General features: G+C 45.0%; 13 protein-coding genes. 7 read left to right on the top strand and 6 right to left on the bottom strand.

All coding sequences use genetic code 11. The annotated features are described in order from the left end of the window. Positions 1 to 55 precede the first annotated feature (55 nt). Genes VGD82_RS06910 through VGD82_RS06920 form a run of 3 tightly spaced genes read right to left on the bottom strand, consistent with a single transcriptional unit; the run spans position 56 to position 1,776 of the window. A complete protein-coding gene (locus VGD82_RS06910; protein ID WP_331019704.1) occupies positions 56 to 835 on the bottom strand; it encodes a hypothetical protein in 780 nt (259 codons plus the stop codon). 14 nt (positions 836 to 849) lie between these two features. Next, positions 850 to 1,275 (bottom strand): CopD family protein, encoded by a 426-nt coding sequence (locus VGD82_RS06915; protein WP_331019705.1) that lies wholly within the window; start codon positions 1,273 to 1,275, stop codon positions 850 to 852. Next, positions 1,276 to 1,776: a TlpA disulfide reductase family protein gene (locus tag VGD82_RS06920; protein WP_331019706.1), complete on the bottom strand. Its 501-nt coding sequence runs from the start codon at positions 1,774 to 1,776 to the stop codon at positions 1,276 to 1,278. Positions 1,777 to 1,944: 168 nt separating this feature from the next. Here VGD82_RS06920 and VGD82_RS06925 point away from each other — a divergent pair, with 168 nt between their 5' ends. After that, a complete protein-coding gene (locus tag VGD82_RS06925; protein ID WP_331019832.1) occupies positions 1,945 to 5,814 on the top strand; it encodes a DUF3683 domain-containing protein in 3,870 nt (1,289 codons plus the stop codon). A gap of 149 nt (positions 5,815 to 5,963) precedes the next feature. Here VGD82_RS06925 and VGD82_RS06930 read toward each other — a convergent pair whose 3' ends face one another. The 3 genes from VGD82_RS06930 to phoB all read right to left on the bottom strand — a co-directional run bounded on the left by VGD82_RS06930 (position 5,964) and on the right by phoB (position 8,823). Beyond that, positions 5,964 to 6,713, bottom strand: a complete 750-nt coding sequence (locus VGD82_RS06930; RefSeq protein WP_331019707.1) for a hypothetical protein — start codon at positions 6,711 to 6,713, stop codon at positions 5,964 to 5,966. After that, positions 6,710 to 8,008: a phosphate regulon sensor histidine kinase PhoR gene (gene phoR / locus VGD82_RS06935; protein WP_331019708.1), complete on the bottom strand. Its 1,299-nt coding sequence runs from the start codon at positions 8,006 to 8,008 to the stop codon at positions 6,710 to 6,712. Before phoR ends, VGD82_RS06930 begins: the two co-directional genes overlap by 4 nt. Positions 8,009 to 8,115: 107 nt before the next feature. After that, a complete protein-coding gene (phoB, locus tag VGD82_RS06940) occupies positions 8,116 to 8,823 on the bottom strand; it encodes a phosphate regulon transcriptional regulator PhoB (RefSeq protein WP_331019709.1) in 708 nt (235 codons plus the stop codon). 205 nt (positions 8,824 to 9,028) lie between these two features. Here phoB and VGD82_RS06945 point away from each other — a divergent pair, with 205 nt between their 5' ends. The 6 genes from VGD82_RS06945 to VGD82_RS06970 all read left to right on the top strand — a co-directional run bounded on the left by VGD82_RS06945 (position 9,029) and on the right by VGD82_RS06970 (position 15,142). Continuing rightward, positions 9,029 to 10,654: an OFA family MFS transporter gene (locus VGD82_RS06945; RefSeq protein ID WP_331019710.1), complete on the top strand. Its 1,626-nt coding sequence runs from the start codon at positions 9,029 to 9,031 to the stop codon at positions 10,652 to 10,654. A gap of 111 nt (positions 10,655 to 10,765) precedes the next feature. Next, entirely contained in the window at positions 10,766 to 11,215 is a 450-nt protein-coding gene (gene ribH, locus VGD82_RS06950) for a 6,7-dimethyl-8-ribityllumazine synthase (RefSeq protein WP_019899568.1), read from the top strand. Then, a complete protein-coding gene (gene nusB / locus VGD82_RS06955) occupies positions 11,212 to 11,760 on the top strand; it encodes a transcription antitermination factor NusB (protein ID WP_331019711.1) in 549 nt (182 codons plus the stop codon). Before ribH ends, nusB begins: the two co-directional genes overlap by 4 nt. Before the next feature lie 55 nt (positions 11,761 to 11,815). Next, complete coding sequence (locus tag VGD82_RS06960; protein WP_331019712.1) at positions 11,816 to 12,658, top strand: Stp1/IreP family PP2C-type Ser/Thr phosphatase; 843 nt, start codon at positions 11,816 to 11,818, stop codon at positions 12,656 to 12,658. 11 nt (positions 12,659 to 12,669) lie between these two features. Further along, the gene (locus tag VGD82_RS06965) at positions 12,670 to 13,404 is read left to right on the top strand and encodes an FHA domain-containing protein (protein WP_331019713.1); all 735 of its coding nucleotides are present in this window, start codon (positions 12,670 to 12,672) and stop codon (positions 13,402 to 13,404) included. A gap of 100 nt (positions 13,405 to 13,504) precedes the next feature. After that, positions 13,505 to 15,142 (top strand): HD domain-containing phosphohydrolase, encoded by a 1,638-nt coding sequence (locus VGD82_RS06970; RefSeq protein WP_331019714.1) that lies wholly within the window; start codon positions 13,505 to 13,507, stop codon positions 15,140 to 15,142. The last annotated feature ends 16 nt before the right edge of the window (positions 15,143 to 15,158 follow it).

Below are 15,158 nucleotides of genomic sequence, written 5' to 3' on the forward strand. Positions count from 1 at the left end.
CATCATTATACTAATCTGTATACAGTGATTGCAACTGTTTTTAGCGTGTGGTTTTCTATTTGGATGCAGCCATCAGCATTGGCGTGTAGTTGCATCGTATTTTTTCTAAGTATTCATTCGCTATAGCAAGGTCTTCCAGGTTGGCTGGCAGCTTGCCAGCCACTACATTTTCTAGGTAGATGGCTTTATGCTTATCTGGCATTTGTAATACTTCAGGAAACTGACATGAGCCCTGACGCATCAGCTCAAATTTAGCGTACATCTGCGTTGCATCTTGAGCGGTCAGGGGTTGTGTTGCTGCAACAGCCTGCTTGCTGTTGTTTGTATCGCTTGTTTCAGCGCGTGCATGTGTTGCTAATTGTTGATCTTTTAGCATAGGTGCCCATATGAGTGAGGCACCTATGGCAAGCGCCAAGGTTGCCGCAATACTGTATGCAACCGGCTTGTTAACGGCGCGCTTTACCTGAGTAGGCGCCGGTGGTTGGGTTTGTGCCAAAATGAGAGCATTAGCTGCTTTTTTGGCATGCATTAGGCTATTGCTTAATGGGTGCGCAATGTTTTGCTGGGCAGCATTGCGCGCAATCAGTACGATATGTTCGGCTAAAGTTTCAGGACTTTCTGCCCCTAACGCTTGTGCCTGCGCGATACAGTAGCTAAGTAATAATGCATGGTTGGTATTACTTAAATGACAGTGCTTCAGCATGTTGGGTGCTTTTAACCAGTCATTAAGAATATCAAACAAGCTTAATAAGCGCCCTTCGGGGGTATTACTTGATTTGGCTAACATGTAAATGAGCCAAGACGAGCCTAGCAGGTCAGAATCTTCATTATTCATGTTTAATCTTTCTATTAAAAAGGTTTAACCACAACCAGTATGACAATGGCGATGAGAATGAGCACCGGCAGTTCGTTAAACCAGCGATACCAAATATGGTTGTGCTGGTTTTTATTCTGCTTGAAGTCATTCACGAGTTTGCCGCAGTAGACATGGTAGCCGATAAGTATAGCTACCAGTGTTAGTTTTGCGTGCATCCACGCGCCAGAAATGCCATACCCCAGCCATAGCCAAAGGCCAAAGCCAAGCGCTAATATGGCGAGCGGTAGCATAAAGCGGTAAAGTTTGTTTTCCATCAACTTCAGGCGTTCAGAGGTGTTTTGGTCGGGCGTTGCGCTATCTAGCACCATCGCGTGGTTAACAAATAGTCTGGGTAGGTAAAACAAGCCGGCAAACCAGCTAGTGATGAAAATAATGTGCAGCGCTTTAATCCAAAGCATTTAAACACCTAACTCTTTATTTAATAATTGCTGTAATGCTGCAAAATCTAACTCACCCATGGTTCTTTGCAGTAAATCGCCTTGTTTGTTGTAGATAAATGCAGTGGGTGTCAGGCGCACTTGACCGAATAGTTCAGTGAGTGCTGCACTTTGGTCATATGTCACAGGGAATGGCAGTTGTTGAGCTTTGCTGTAATTTTTGATTTGCGATATTTCATCATGTGGCATGGCAACCGCAATGATTTCAAGCCCCTTGGATTGATAGGTGTTATATGTTTTAATTAACTCAGGCATTTCTTTAATGCAGCCTGGGCAGTCTGTGGCCCAGAAGTTAACGATGACGACCTTGTCTTTCAAAGATGCCATTGAGATTTCTTTGCCATCGATCGTGTTAAATGTCACATCCGGCGCTTGTGGCTTTTTGGTTAGCTGTAACCCTAGCAGAACTAAAAGTGCAATAATAATTACCGGCAGTAAAGATTTCTTTAATAATTGTTTCATCTTGGTAGTCTAACTTTATTAATGGATATTCAGGGTGAATTTTTTTCAGGTGTTGCTATCATAAATGTGTGAGTGTGATAAATAACCATATCACAGTCGCGCTTATTTGCCAGCTTACACCATGTTATAATGATTCTTTAATAGCAAAGCTATTTGTCAAAAACTACAATGAACGCACCTCTATTAAGCACTATTTTAAACGCAGAGCCTAAGCCTGCTACGCGCTTGCGCGAAATTCCCTATAACTATACTTCTTTCTCTGACCGTGAAATTGTCATTCGGTTTCTTGGAGAGGAAATTTGGAGTATTTTAAATGAATTGCGCGGCGAGCGTAAAACTGGGCGTTCCGCACGCATGCTATTTGAAGTGCTAGGGGATTTGTGGGTGGTCTCTCGCAATCCTTATTTGCAGGATGACTTATTAGAGAACCCTAAGCGTTGCAAAGCGCTAGTCGATGCCTTAAAACACCGCATTGCTGCGATTGATGAGCGCAGTGCGGGCAACGCAAAAGTAGTTAAGCTGGTAGTGGCTGCACGCCAAGCTGTGACTAAATTCGAGAATGAATTTAAGCATACAGCTAATCTACGTAAAAAAGCACTGGCTAAACTTTCAAAAATTACGCGCAAAGATAATGTGAAGTTTGATGGCTTATCACGTGTATCTCACGTGACTGATGCTACCGACTGGCGTGTAGAGTATCCATTCCTGGTGTTGACGCCGGACACCGAGGGCGAAATTGCTGCCTTAGTACGAGCATGTATTGAGTTAGGGCTTACTATCATTCCACGTGGCGGCGGTACTGGCTATACGGGTGGTGCAGTCCCATTAACACCTTTGTCAGCTGTAATTAACACAGAAAAGCTGGATCAACATACAGGCGTGCAAATGCGCACCTTGCCGGGTGTTGCTCGCCAAGTTGCTACTATCGAGTGTGGCGCTGGTGTGGTCACCAGACGCGCGATGGAAGCTGCCTCTGATGCAGGTTTAGAGTTTGCTTGCGATCCAACCAGTGCCGATGCCTCTTGTATCGGTGGTAACGTAGCCATGAATGCGGGTGGTAAAAAAGCCGTGTTATGGGGTACTGCTTTGGATAACCTAGCCTCATGGCGCATGGTGACGCCAGATGGCGAGTGGATGGAAGTTGAACGCTTAGATCACAATCTAGGTAAGATTCACGACATTGAAATGGCTAGATTTAAAATCAGCCGTTACAGCGAAGATATGAAAACGCTGTTGTCTGAGCCTGAGATTTTGGAAATTCCAGGTCCAAGTTTCCGTAAAGTTGGTTTGGGTAAAGACGTTACCGATAAGTTCTTATCTGGCTTGCCTGGCATTCAAAAAGAGGGTTGTGATGGTTTAATTACTAGCGCTACTTTCATTTTGCATCGTATGCCTAAGTACGTGCGCACCATTGCCTTGGAGTTCTTTGGTAATGTGTCACATGCAGTGCCGGCTATCGTAGAAATTAAAGACTACCTAGATGCAACCGCGAAGCAAACGCCAGCCGTTATTATGGCGGGGCTTGAGCATATGGATGAGCGCTATATTAAAGCGGTCGGCTATGCCACCAAAGCTGCCCGTCAGCAACGCCCGAAAATGGTGTTGATTGCAGACATTGCATCCGATGATGAAAATGCTGTAGGTGAAGTTGCGTCCAGCATGGTGCGTTTATGTAACGCACGTAATGGTGAAGGCTTTATTGCAGTATCTAGTGAGGCACGTAAGAAATTCTGGTTAGACCGTGCACGCACAGCTGCAATTGCTAAGCATACCAATGCGTTCAAAATCAATGAAGATGTGGTGATTCCGTTGCCGCGTTTGGGCGATTACTCTGATGGTATTGAGCGCATAAATATTGATCTATCTATCAGAAACAAGCTTAAGCTGATTGATGCCTTAAAAGTATTCATGCAAGGCGAACTGCCTTTGCAAGCAGACGAAGATGGTAATGCTGATTTGAATATGGTGAAAACAAAGCAAACAATGGCGTTGGCTTTGTTAGATGATTTGCGCGCACGCTGGAGCTTCGTGTTAGAGCATCTGGATGAGCCTGTTTCAGTGTTAGGCGAGGCTGGCAAAGCATATGCACATTATGAGAATGTGTTCAGAGCCGTGCAGTCTTATGACTTACGAATTTCTTGGAAGCGCGAACTAAAACGCCCAATGGCAGATATTTTTGCCGGACGTGAGTATCAGAAAATTCTTGAGCGCTGCGATGAGATTCATAAACAAGTGCTAAAAAGCCGCGTGTTTATTGCGTTACACATGCATGCGGGCGACGGTAACGTGCATACCAATATCCCAGTCAACTCAGATGATTATGGCATGATGCAGGATGCTCATGCGGCCGTAGCTAAAGTAATGGCACTGGCACGTAATTTAGACGGTGTTATTTCTGGTGAGCATGGTATCGGCATTACCAAAATGGAGTTCTTGGATCAATCTACCATTGATACATTTACTAACTATAAAAATAAAGTAGACCCTAACGGGCACTTTAATAAAGGTAAATTGCTAGCTGGCTCTGGTTTAGAGAATGCTTATACGCCAAGCTTTGGTCTGCTTGAGCAAGAATCTATCATTATGGAGCAATCTGCAATTGGCGAAATTGCAGACGACATTAGTGATTGTTTGCGTTGCGGTAAGTGTAAGCCTGTGTGTTCTACCCATGTGCCTCGTGCAAACTTATTGTACAGCCCACGTAATAAGATTCTAGGTACATCATTGCTTATTGAAGCCTTCTTGTACGAAGAGCAAACACGTCGTGGTATTTCAATTAAGCATTTTGATGAGTTTAACGATGTAGCTGACCATTGTACGGTTTGTCATCGCTGTGAGAAGCCGTGTCCTGTGGATATCGACTTTGGTGATGTCTCCATCAAAATGCGTAACTTCCTGCGTGAGCAAGGTAAAAAGCAATTTAATCCAGGCACAGCGCTAGGCATGGCATTTTTGAATGCTAAAGATCCTGCCACCATTAAATTATTGCGTACTGTAATGATTAATTGGGGTTATAAAGCACAAAATCTGGCACATAGTCTGGCTAAGCGCTTTGGCTTGCTGCGTGATAAAAAACATCCGCCGGCAACCGTAGGTAAGGCAGAAATCAAAGCACAGGTGATACATTTTATTAATCGCCCTATGCCGAAGAAAATGCAGTCTAAAACCTCACGTGCTATGCTGGGCTTGGAAGACGATCATATGATTCCGGTAATCCGTAACCCGCAAAAGGTAACGGATGATTCTGAAGCAGTGTTCTACTTCCCAGGCTGCGGCTCTGAGCGTTTGTTCTCAAATGTAGGTTTAGCTACGCAGGCCATGCTGTATGAAGTTGGCGCGATTACAGTGTTGCCGCCAGGTTATCTATGTTGTGGTTACCCGCAAACATCCGCAGGCAATCATGACAAAGGTCAGGAAATTACTGCAGATAACCGCGTGTTGTTCCATCGTGTCGCAAATACACTGAATTACCTGGATATTAAAACGGTGATTGTGTCTTGCGGTACTTGTATGGATCAGTTGCAGAAATACGAGTTTGAAAAGATTTTCCCAGGCTGCCGCTTGTTAGATATCCATGAGTATCTGATGGAGAAAGATGTGCGCTTGCAAGGCGTTACCGGCACGCGCTATATGTATCATGACCCTTGCCATACGCCTATGAAAACGTATAAACCACTAGAAGTGACTAATACGCTAATGGGCCAAGATGTAGCATTAAATGACAGATGCTGCGGTGAGAGCGGTACTTTTGCGGTAGCACGTCCAGATATTTCTACGCAGGTAAAAATGCGTAAACAGGAAGAGCTGGAAAAAGGCATGCAGCAAATGGGCTTAACTGTAGGTGCACCGGAAGAACAAGTGAAAATACTGACCTCTTGCCCAAGCTGCTTACAGGGTCTGTCACGTTATGGTGAGGATACTGGTATTGAAGCTGACTACATTGTGGTGGAAATGGCTAAACATATTCTAGGTGAGAACTGGATGCAAGAATATGTACACAAAGCCAACAATGGCGGTATCGAGAAAGTATTGCTGTAATAGTAACTACGATTCCATGTAGATTGCATACTGCAATTTACATGGGACGTTAGTGGTAGTCTTTGGGTTGCGGTTCGGTGCAGAAGTGTTGCGTAGCGCAATGCTCAGCAAATATTTCGCTTGAGAGCTCAGTAAGTTAAGCTTTTAGGTTAGAACGGCAAGAATAGGGCGGTAGCAAGGTTCTGCACTACGCGTGAAATCAAACGTTGCGACTTCTCAGCCAGTACAAGTGCATACAGGTCAATGCGGCCAATCATTTTCCCAAACTCACGTTCAAACGATAAGTTCTTATCGTGATCATTAATCTCATTGCTAAGTAAATACAGTGCGCCGGTTTCGTCCCTGGCGTTTGATAGTTTCCACACAGCAATTTCTATATTGCGCGCCACATTGTATATGCGCTGTGGGTCTAGGCTGTCTGTGAAGTAAAACTCGGTTTTATCGTTATGTGCCTTGAGTAGCATGGTGTGCAGGCCGACGGTAAACGCTAGCACTCTGTCGCCTTTGAACTCCGGATTAAACGCCAGGAAAATTGCATCAGTCGTCACCAGATTGTTAATCTCCGGCAGTTGATAGTGATGCTGCGCTGCACCATCAAACACCCAGTCAATCATTTTTTCGGCAGGATCTGAAGTGCTTTTCTTGAGTTCCTGCGGGTTACGTTTGTACAACTTGAGCATCAGCAGGCGTAAGCTCTGCGCGTTCTCGCGCATTTCTACATCGGCCATTCTATCGATATCTGCTTTTGCAATCTGGCTAAGCGTACTTTTGTCTTTTTGGTCTGGAACGTTCTTTTTACCGTTTTTATCTAGCGGCACATTGGAGGCGCAGGCAGAAAGTAAAAAAGCACAACCGATGTATGGCGTGATTTTCTTAAGCTTAGCAGCAGCGCTTATCACTTTTGTATAATCCGCGCTTTAGGGAAGACAGCGCTGAATGTACTACCCACGCCAAGTTCACTGGTGATTTCAAGCTTTGCCTGGTGTCTGGTTAAGATGTGCTTAACGATAGAGAGCCCGAGCCCCGTGCCGCCCGTTTCGCGGCTGCGGCCTCTGTCCACACGATAAAAACGCTCAGTTAAGCGATGAATATGTTGTTGGTCTATACCAATACCGTTGTCTGATACGCTAAACACACCTTGGTTATGATTTAGTTGCCAGCTGATATTAATTTCACCGCCTTCTGGTGTATAGCGTATGGCGTTGCTTACTAAATTGCCTAAAGCGCTTTGTAACTCATCAACAGCGCCGGTTAAGTCGAAATGTGGGTTGGTTTGTGCGGTAATCTTGTGTTTGCCTTGGCTCAGTGCATTGGCGTCATTTAATAACATATTCATGAGCATGGACATATTAATCGGGTTGTTGTCAGGAGCCTGCGTGTTACTTTCTATATGCGAAAGGGTGAGTAAGTCCTCTATTAGGCGTCGCATACGCGTCGTCTGGTCTTGCATCATACCAAAGTAGCTACGTATGCTCTCGGGAATTGCACCTTCCATGTCTGAAAGTGTTTCAATAAAACCGCCAACTACGGTCAGTGGCGTGCGTAACTCGTGTGACACGTTTGCAATAAAGTCACGGCGCATCGCGTCAACTTTTTCAATTTGCGTGACATCACGGCTAATCAACAGTTTTTGCTTGGTTGCTAGCGGAATTAGCCAAATTTCAAGGGTTGACTCAGTACTCTTAACGTCTTTCAGTTTAAATGGCTCGTCGTAAACTTCATTATACAAATAAGCAATGAAGTGGCTGCTTCTGAGTAAGTTAACTATGGGCAGATTTTTATCGGTTCTAAGGTCTAATCCTAGCTGGTATTCTGCATGGGATGTACACCACTCGATAGTATTGGCTGCGCTGAGGATAACTAGCCCATCTGGAATCGCATTTGCAACAATTTGAAAGCGCTCTAAGGCAGAGTTTAATTCTGTTTGCTTGAGCGTATTGTTGCGTTCGTATTTGAGTAGGCTACTGTATACATCTTCCCACAGACCTGAGCCCTCCGGCACCTGACGTATGTCCGGTGTTTTGAGCCAGTTGTTGAGTTGGTGTATCCAGCGAATATGGTTAACGAGGTAAAGTAACAGCCCCAGTGTAAATACAACCAGGGCGGTTACCAAGCTTGAGATTAGCCAAAGAAAAACGCTCACTATGCTTAGAGCGCAAATAAATAAGGCGGCTTTCCAGCGTATATCAATCACGAGTCATATTTTCAGTTGTTTTTATTAAAGTGATTATAGCGAGGATTTGCAAGTAAGCATGAGTTTTTGCTGTCATGTGTAACCACTTGATGTTCTGCGTGCACTGTTTAATTGTGACTGGCTTCACTAGGTTGCGAAGATAGTCGGTAGCCGGCACCTCTTACTGTTTGAATCAAGTCTTCGTGCCCTGAAGCTGACAGTGCGTTGCGTAAGCGTCTGATATGTACATCTACAGTGCGGTCTTCAACAAATACACGGTCGCCCCAGACTTTGTCCAACAGTTGACTGCGGGTATGTACGCGCTCGGCATTGGTCATGAAGAAGTGTAGCAGTCTGAATTCTGTCGGTCCTAAATCTATGGTTTTTTGATTGCCAGTCACGCGGTGCGTGGTTGGGTCTAACCTTAGTCCGCTCAGTTCAATTGGGTCATCTGTCATTTGTGGTGCCCTGCGACGTAACACAGCTTTGATGCGCGCATTAAGCTCGCGTGGGCTAAATGGTTTTGTAACATAATCATCGGCGCCAACTTCTAGGCCGCGCACCTTGTCGTACTCTTCGCCACGTGCGGTAAGCATGATGATAGGAATATTTTTAGTGTAGGTGTCTGATTTAAGTTTGCGTGCAAGTTCTAAGCCGTTCATTCCGGGCAGCATCCAGTCTAACAGGATTAAATCAGGCACGGTTTCACGCATGAGGTCTAGCGCAATTTCACCACTAAGCGCGCGGATTGCGTTGTGACCAGCTTGGGTGATGTTCAAAGCGAGTAACTCTTGAATGGCTGGTTCGTCTTCAATTACTAATATATTGGCTGGCATATATATTTCCTCAATTAAATTGCCTCGGATATTTAAGCCTAATCAGTTTATGACGCTAATATGACATATTCATGACAAAGTTTAAACATGTATATATGCAGGTAAATGCAATAACTAAATTGCCATTTTTAACAATTTGTTACACTATACCGTTAGCGATATTAATCGGGTATTAAAAAATAATAATGCGTGTGGAGAGTAATGAATGACGGATTTTTTTTCTAAAGAGAGAATCACGGCTAGTCCTAGTTTTAATCGTTGGCTGGTGCCGCCTGCCGCCTTGGCAATTCATCTGTCTATAGGCATGGCGTATGGGTTTAGCGTGTTTTGGCTGCCCCTCTCGAAAGCGCTAGGGATCCAAGACCCAATTGCGTGTGCTGATACCATGGGGATATGGGCACGTGCGTTTGCGACAGACTGTGATTGGAAAGTAAGTGATTTAGGCTGGATGTTTACTTTGTTTTTTGTATTTTTAGGCACATCAGCTGCCGTGTTTGGTCATTGGCTGGAGCATGCAGGGCCGCGTAAAGCGGGTGCAGTTGCTGCGGTATGCTGGGGTGGCGGTCTGCTATTGTCCTCCTATGGGGTTTACACGCATCAGTTATGGTTGATGTGGCTAGGCTCTGGGGTGATTGGCGGCATTGGTCTAGGCTTGGGTTACATCTCACCAGTTTCTACATTGATTAAGTGGTTTCCGGATCGCCGTGGTATGGCAACCGGTATGGCAATTATGGGCTTTGGCGGCGGTGCCATGATTGGTGCGCCACTTGCTAATACCATGATGTCGCACTTTGCTACGCCTACTTCAGTTGGTGTATGGCAGACTTTTGCAATTATGGGTGTGTTCTATTTTATTGCCATGATGATAGGTGCATTGAGTTATCGTGTGCCGCCAACCGGCTGGGCGCCTAAGGGCTGGGTGCCGCCTGTGAACAATGGCAACAGCATGATTACCAATCGCCATGTGCATGTGAATCATGCGCATAAAACACCGCAATTCTGGCTGCTTTGGGCGGTACTGTGCCTGAACGTGAGTGCAGGTATTGGTGTAATTGGCATGGCGTCACCTATGTTGCAAGAGGTGTTTGGCGGTGCCTTAATCGGCGAGCATTTGAAGTTAGCTGAACTGTCGCCAGAGCAGTTGTTACGTGTGACGGCGATTGGCGCTGGCTTTGCTGGCTTACTCTCCCTGTTTAATATTATCGGCCGTATTGGCTGGGCGTCGCTGTCAGACTGGTTGGGACGCAAGCGTACTTATATTATCTTTTTTGCATTAGGTTTCTTTTTGTATATCTCTGCGCCATGGGCAGGCGGCACCGGCAGTGTTGCTGTGTTTGCCGGTTTGTTCTGCGTTATTTTGACCATGTACGGCGGTGGCTTCTCTACTATTCCAGCTTATCTGGCCGATATTTTTGGTACCCAGCATGTGGGTGCGATTCATGGGCGGCTCTTAACCGCTTGGGCTACTGCCGGCGTGTTGGGTCCTGTGATTGTCAACTACCTGCGAGACTACCAGTTGGATCACGGCGTGCCCGCTAGCGCAGCATACAATGTGATTATGTATGTGTTAGCTACACTGCTTTTGCTTGGTTTTATCTGTAATTTGCTGGTAAAACCAGTAGCAGAAAAGCATTATATGACTGACGCCGAACTAGAAGCAGAGCGACAATTAGCGCATGAAAAATCAATCAAATTAAATGGCGATAAAGTGGAAAGCCAGCAAGCTGAGAGCCATCCGCTACTAGCTATTGTCGCGTGGACTCTGGTTGCGATCCCAATTTCGTATGGCATATTCAGTACATTGCAAAAAGCTTGGATATTGTTTCACTAGTTGATACTGATTTTATCTAGGTCGAGTGCTTTGAATATATCGCCTATGATGTTGGCGATATGCGGTAAAATATTGCTTTATTAAGTTTAAGCAAGTTTAAAGGAAGCGTACGTGAGAGAAATTAAGAAAAACCTAGATGGATCAGGGATGCAGGTAGGTGTTGTTTTATCAAGATTTAACAGCAATATTGGTGACGGTTTACTTGAGGCGTGCAAGAACGAGCTGCTTAAGTTAGGTGTGGCTAGTGATGCAATTACCATTGCAACGGTGCCAGGCGCGCTGGAAACACCTCTGATCCTTCAGCACATGGCTTTAAGTGAAAAGTATGATGCGTTAATTGCTTTGGGTGCGATTATCCGTGGTGAGACCTATCATTTTGAAGTGGTAGCCAATGAATCTGCTCGCGGAATTTCAGAAGTGCAATTGAATACAGGCGTGCCTGTTGCAAATGCAGTGCTGACTACAGAGGATGATGATCAGGCGATTGCACGCATGCACATTAAAGGTGCTGAGGCAGCTCAGGTAGCTGTTGAGATGTTTAATTTGGTTAAAGCGCTATGATTGAAAATAAACCAGCAGTAACAAGCTTAGTGATAGATACCGAAGCCGAAACTGGCGCTGCTGCCAGTGGCGGTGCTAAAAAGCCGGGCTCTAGAAGTGGTGCCAAAAAAAGCGGTAGTCAAAATCGTAGAAAATCACGCGAGTTAGTATTAAAGGCAGTTTACCGCGGTATGTTAAATGACTCTGAGCTGTCACAAGTGTTCCGTGATATGCGTGATGACCCAGATTACAACAAGGCCGATGAAGCTTACTTTAAGCATTTATTGCAAGCAGTTACTGAAAATTTGACTGCTATTGATGGCAAGATTGTTAACTTTATTGACCGTGCTATCAGCGAGCTTAGCCCGGTAGAGCATGCAATTTTACGCATTGCAGGTTGTGAATTGATGTTTGATCTAACCATTCCATACCGCGTTGTGATCAATGAAGGTGTTGAGTTGGCAAAAGTGTTTGGCGGTACAGATGGGCATAAATATATCAACGGTGTTTTAGATAAATTTGCAGCAGATGTACGCGAAGCAGAAGTTAAAGCTGCGAGAAGCTAGTCTCTGATATTAAACACGGTAGTTTTGTGATGCATGCTCAGTCAAGGCAGATATCATGGATTTGAGCCACGCTCTGGAAATTGTACGTTTAACAGATGTTGGATTGCTGCGTAGTCACAATGAGGATGCCATCGCCAGTGATGCTAGCATCGGTTTAGTGGTTCTGGCCGATGGCATGGGTGGTTACAATGCAGGAGAGGTGGCCAGTGAGATGGCGGTGCTTAGTATCACCGCTGAACTCAGCGAGGCATTAGGTTCTTATTCAGCGGCATCTGGCGTGCTGGATATTGTTGATAGACCCTTTGTAAGTAAAGCAACTCTCAGAAAGCTCTTGATTGATGTAGTGGCTACGGCAAATGCATCTATTTATCAGGCATCACAAACATACTCGCAATGTGCGGGTATGGGTACGACTTTGGCATTAGGATTGTTCACGAATAATCAGTTGCTCGTCGGACATATTGGCGACTCTCGCGTCTACAGGCTACGCAACCATCAGTTGCAGCAAGTGACCGAAGACCACTCCTTATTGCAAGAAGAGATTAAAGCTGGTGTCGTGACTTTGGAGCAGGCAAAGCATTGTACCCATAAAAATCTGGTGACCAGAGCTTTGGGTGTGGATCCAGAGGTTGAGTTAGAACTGAATGAATTTAAGGTTGAAGTAGGCGATATTTATCTATTTTGCTCTGACGGATTGAGTGATTTAGTGGATGATGCGCTTATCCAGGCAACACTTAATCATTACTTATTGGATTTATCCAGCGCAGCCGATGCGTTGGTACGCTTGGCGAATAATCATGGCGGTAAAGACAATGTTTCTGTCATACTAGCCAAAGTTAATAGCTCTTATGAAGATAAGAATACCTGGTATGATAATTTTATAGGTTGGATAAAGTAACAGGATAGATTATGGCAAAGCTTATTCTTACCCTAGACGGTTCATACTTAAATGAATATACATTAAGCCATCTTAAAACTACCATCGGTCGTAAATCCAGCAATGACATTCACCTTGATAATCTAGCCATCAGTGGTGAGCATGCTGTTATCCTGAAACAAGGGAATGATTTCTTTGTGGAAGATCTTAATAGTACCAATGGTACGCGCATCAATAATACAGTCGTTAAAAAACAGCAGTTAAACAATGAAGATGTGATTGAGTTGGGTCGGTTCCACCTTACATTTCATGAGCATGAGGCGAGCGTCGCAGGGTTTGAAAAAACCATGATGGTGCATCCTTCAGCTTTTAGTGCCAAACCTCAACAGTCTTTTTCTAATGCAGCATCTGAAGCACAAACCTCAGCACCACGGCAAAGTGTTAGGCCATCAGCTATTTCAAATGTAATATCTGACGATAGTGACCAAGCCCAGCCAGCTTTAGTTGGCAAGATACAGGTATTAAATGGTTCTAGCAGTGGGCGAGAGTTGGTGCTCAATAAGGCGCTTACCACATTGGGTAAAACTGGCGTGCAGGTCGCTGTGATCACCAAGCGCCCTAATGGTTATTTTATTACGCATGTAGAAGGTAAAGTCTTGCCTGTGGTTAATGGCGTTTCTACAGGTGTGCAGGCGCATGCATTGGTTGATCATGATGTGATTGAGCTGGCAGGCGTGAAAATGGAGTTCTATCTATCTCATGCATAGAAGTACTGAGCATGAGTTTTAATCAGTGTGTTTGCGTTATGTGCTTAAGGCACAGTGTTAAAGAAGTTTAAGTTACCCAGTTAATGAGGTATAGCATTCAATGTTTGAACATCAGCACCCATACTTATTAGCGCAGCTAGAGCGCCTAAATGCAATCGGTATTGCGCTCTCGGCTGAGCGCGATCACCAGCGCTTGTTAGAAATGATTCTGCTTGGCGCACAAGAGATCACCAATGCTGACGGCGGTACCCTTTATACCATTACGCAAGATCAGCATCTTAAGTTTGAAATGATGCGTAATAAGTCGCTGAACATGTATCTAGGCGGGACGACGGGTAAAGAAATTCCATTTTTGCCATTGCCTTTATATTTGGAGGACGGAAGCCCTAACCTAACTACTGTTGCCGCCTATGCCACCCTACAAGATCAAACGGTTAATATAGCGAACGTGCGTGAGGTAGATAGTTTTGACTTCTCCGGTACGCGCAAATTTGATGAAAAAACTGGCTATCATTCGCAATCATTTTTAACGATTCCGATGAAAGACCACGAATCAAAAGTGATCGGTGTGCTGCAACTGATTAACGCTATAGATAAAGATACTGGCGCTATTATTCCATTCTCAATAGCCAATCAAACACTGGTCGAGTCTTTGGCGTCGCAGGCCGCTGTCGCGATGACCAATCACCACTTGATTGAAGGGCTGAAAGGCCTGTTCGAGGCGTTTATTGAGTTGATTGCTGATGCCATCGACCAGAAGTCACCTTATACAGGCGGGCATTGCCGACGCGTCCCCGAGCTGACTATGATGCTTACGCAGGCCTTAATTGACGCTAAAAGCGGGCCTTTTAAAGACTTCACGCTAAATGAAAATGAGCTTTACGAGCTGAAAGTGGCAAGCTGGCTGCATGATTGCGGTAAGGTGACGACGCCGGAGGCGATCATGGATAAGCCGACAAAGCTATCCTCGATTTTTGACCGCATCCAGTTGATTGAGCAAAGGTTTGAGCTCTTAAAACAGCAGGCCGAGTGCGCAATGCTAAGAGAGCAAGTGGCAATGTTGAAGGCGGGAGAAACAGAGCAGGAAAAGTTCAATCAGCAGCAATCAACGCTAGATGCTTTTAAAGCCTATTGTGATGAGGCTGTTGCCTTTTTAAGGATGGCCAACATTGGTAGTGAGTCTATGACTGCGAGTGATTTACAGCGCATACAAGAGATTGCCAAGTTGGAGATATTGGATACCTTAGGCAATAAAGTGACATTTTTGAATGAAGACGAGACCTATAACTTAAGTATCAAGCGTGGCACTTTAACTGCAGAAGAGCGCCAAGTGATTAATAACCATATTGTCGTGACTATCAGCATGCTGGATTCGCTACCGTACCCGCAGAGCCTGGCGCGTGTTCCAGAGTATGCGTGTGGCCACCATGAACATATGGATGGCAGTGGCTATCCTAAAGGCCTAACACGAGAGCAGATGTCGGTGCCAGCGCGCGTGATGGGAATTGCAGATATCTTTGAGGCGCTCACGTCTAAGGATAGGCCATATAAAAAAGCAAAAACGCTTTCTGAATCATTGGCGATATTGGGCCGGATGAAAGTAGATAATCATATAGACCCAGAGCTATTTGATATCTTTATACGAGAAGGTATTTACCTGAGGTATGCTCAGCAGTTTTTAGAGCCTGAACAGATCGATCAAGTTGATTTGACCTTAATACCAGGGTACCAGCCGTAATGCTTGGTTGCTACGC

Origin of the sequence: Methylotenera sp. (genome assembly GCF_036401095.1) — a bacterium.
In the GTDB taxonomy this organism is placed as follows: Bacteria; Pseudomonadota; Gammaproteobacteria; order Burkholderiales; family Methylophilaceae; genus Methylotenera.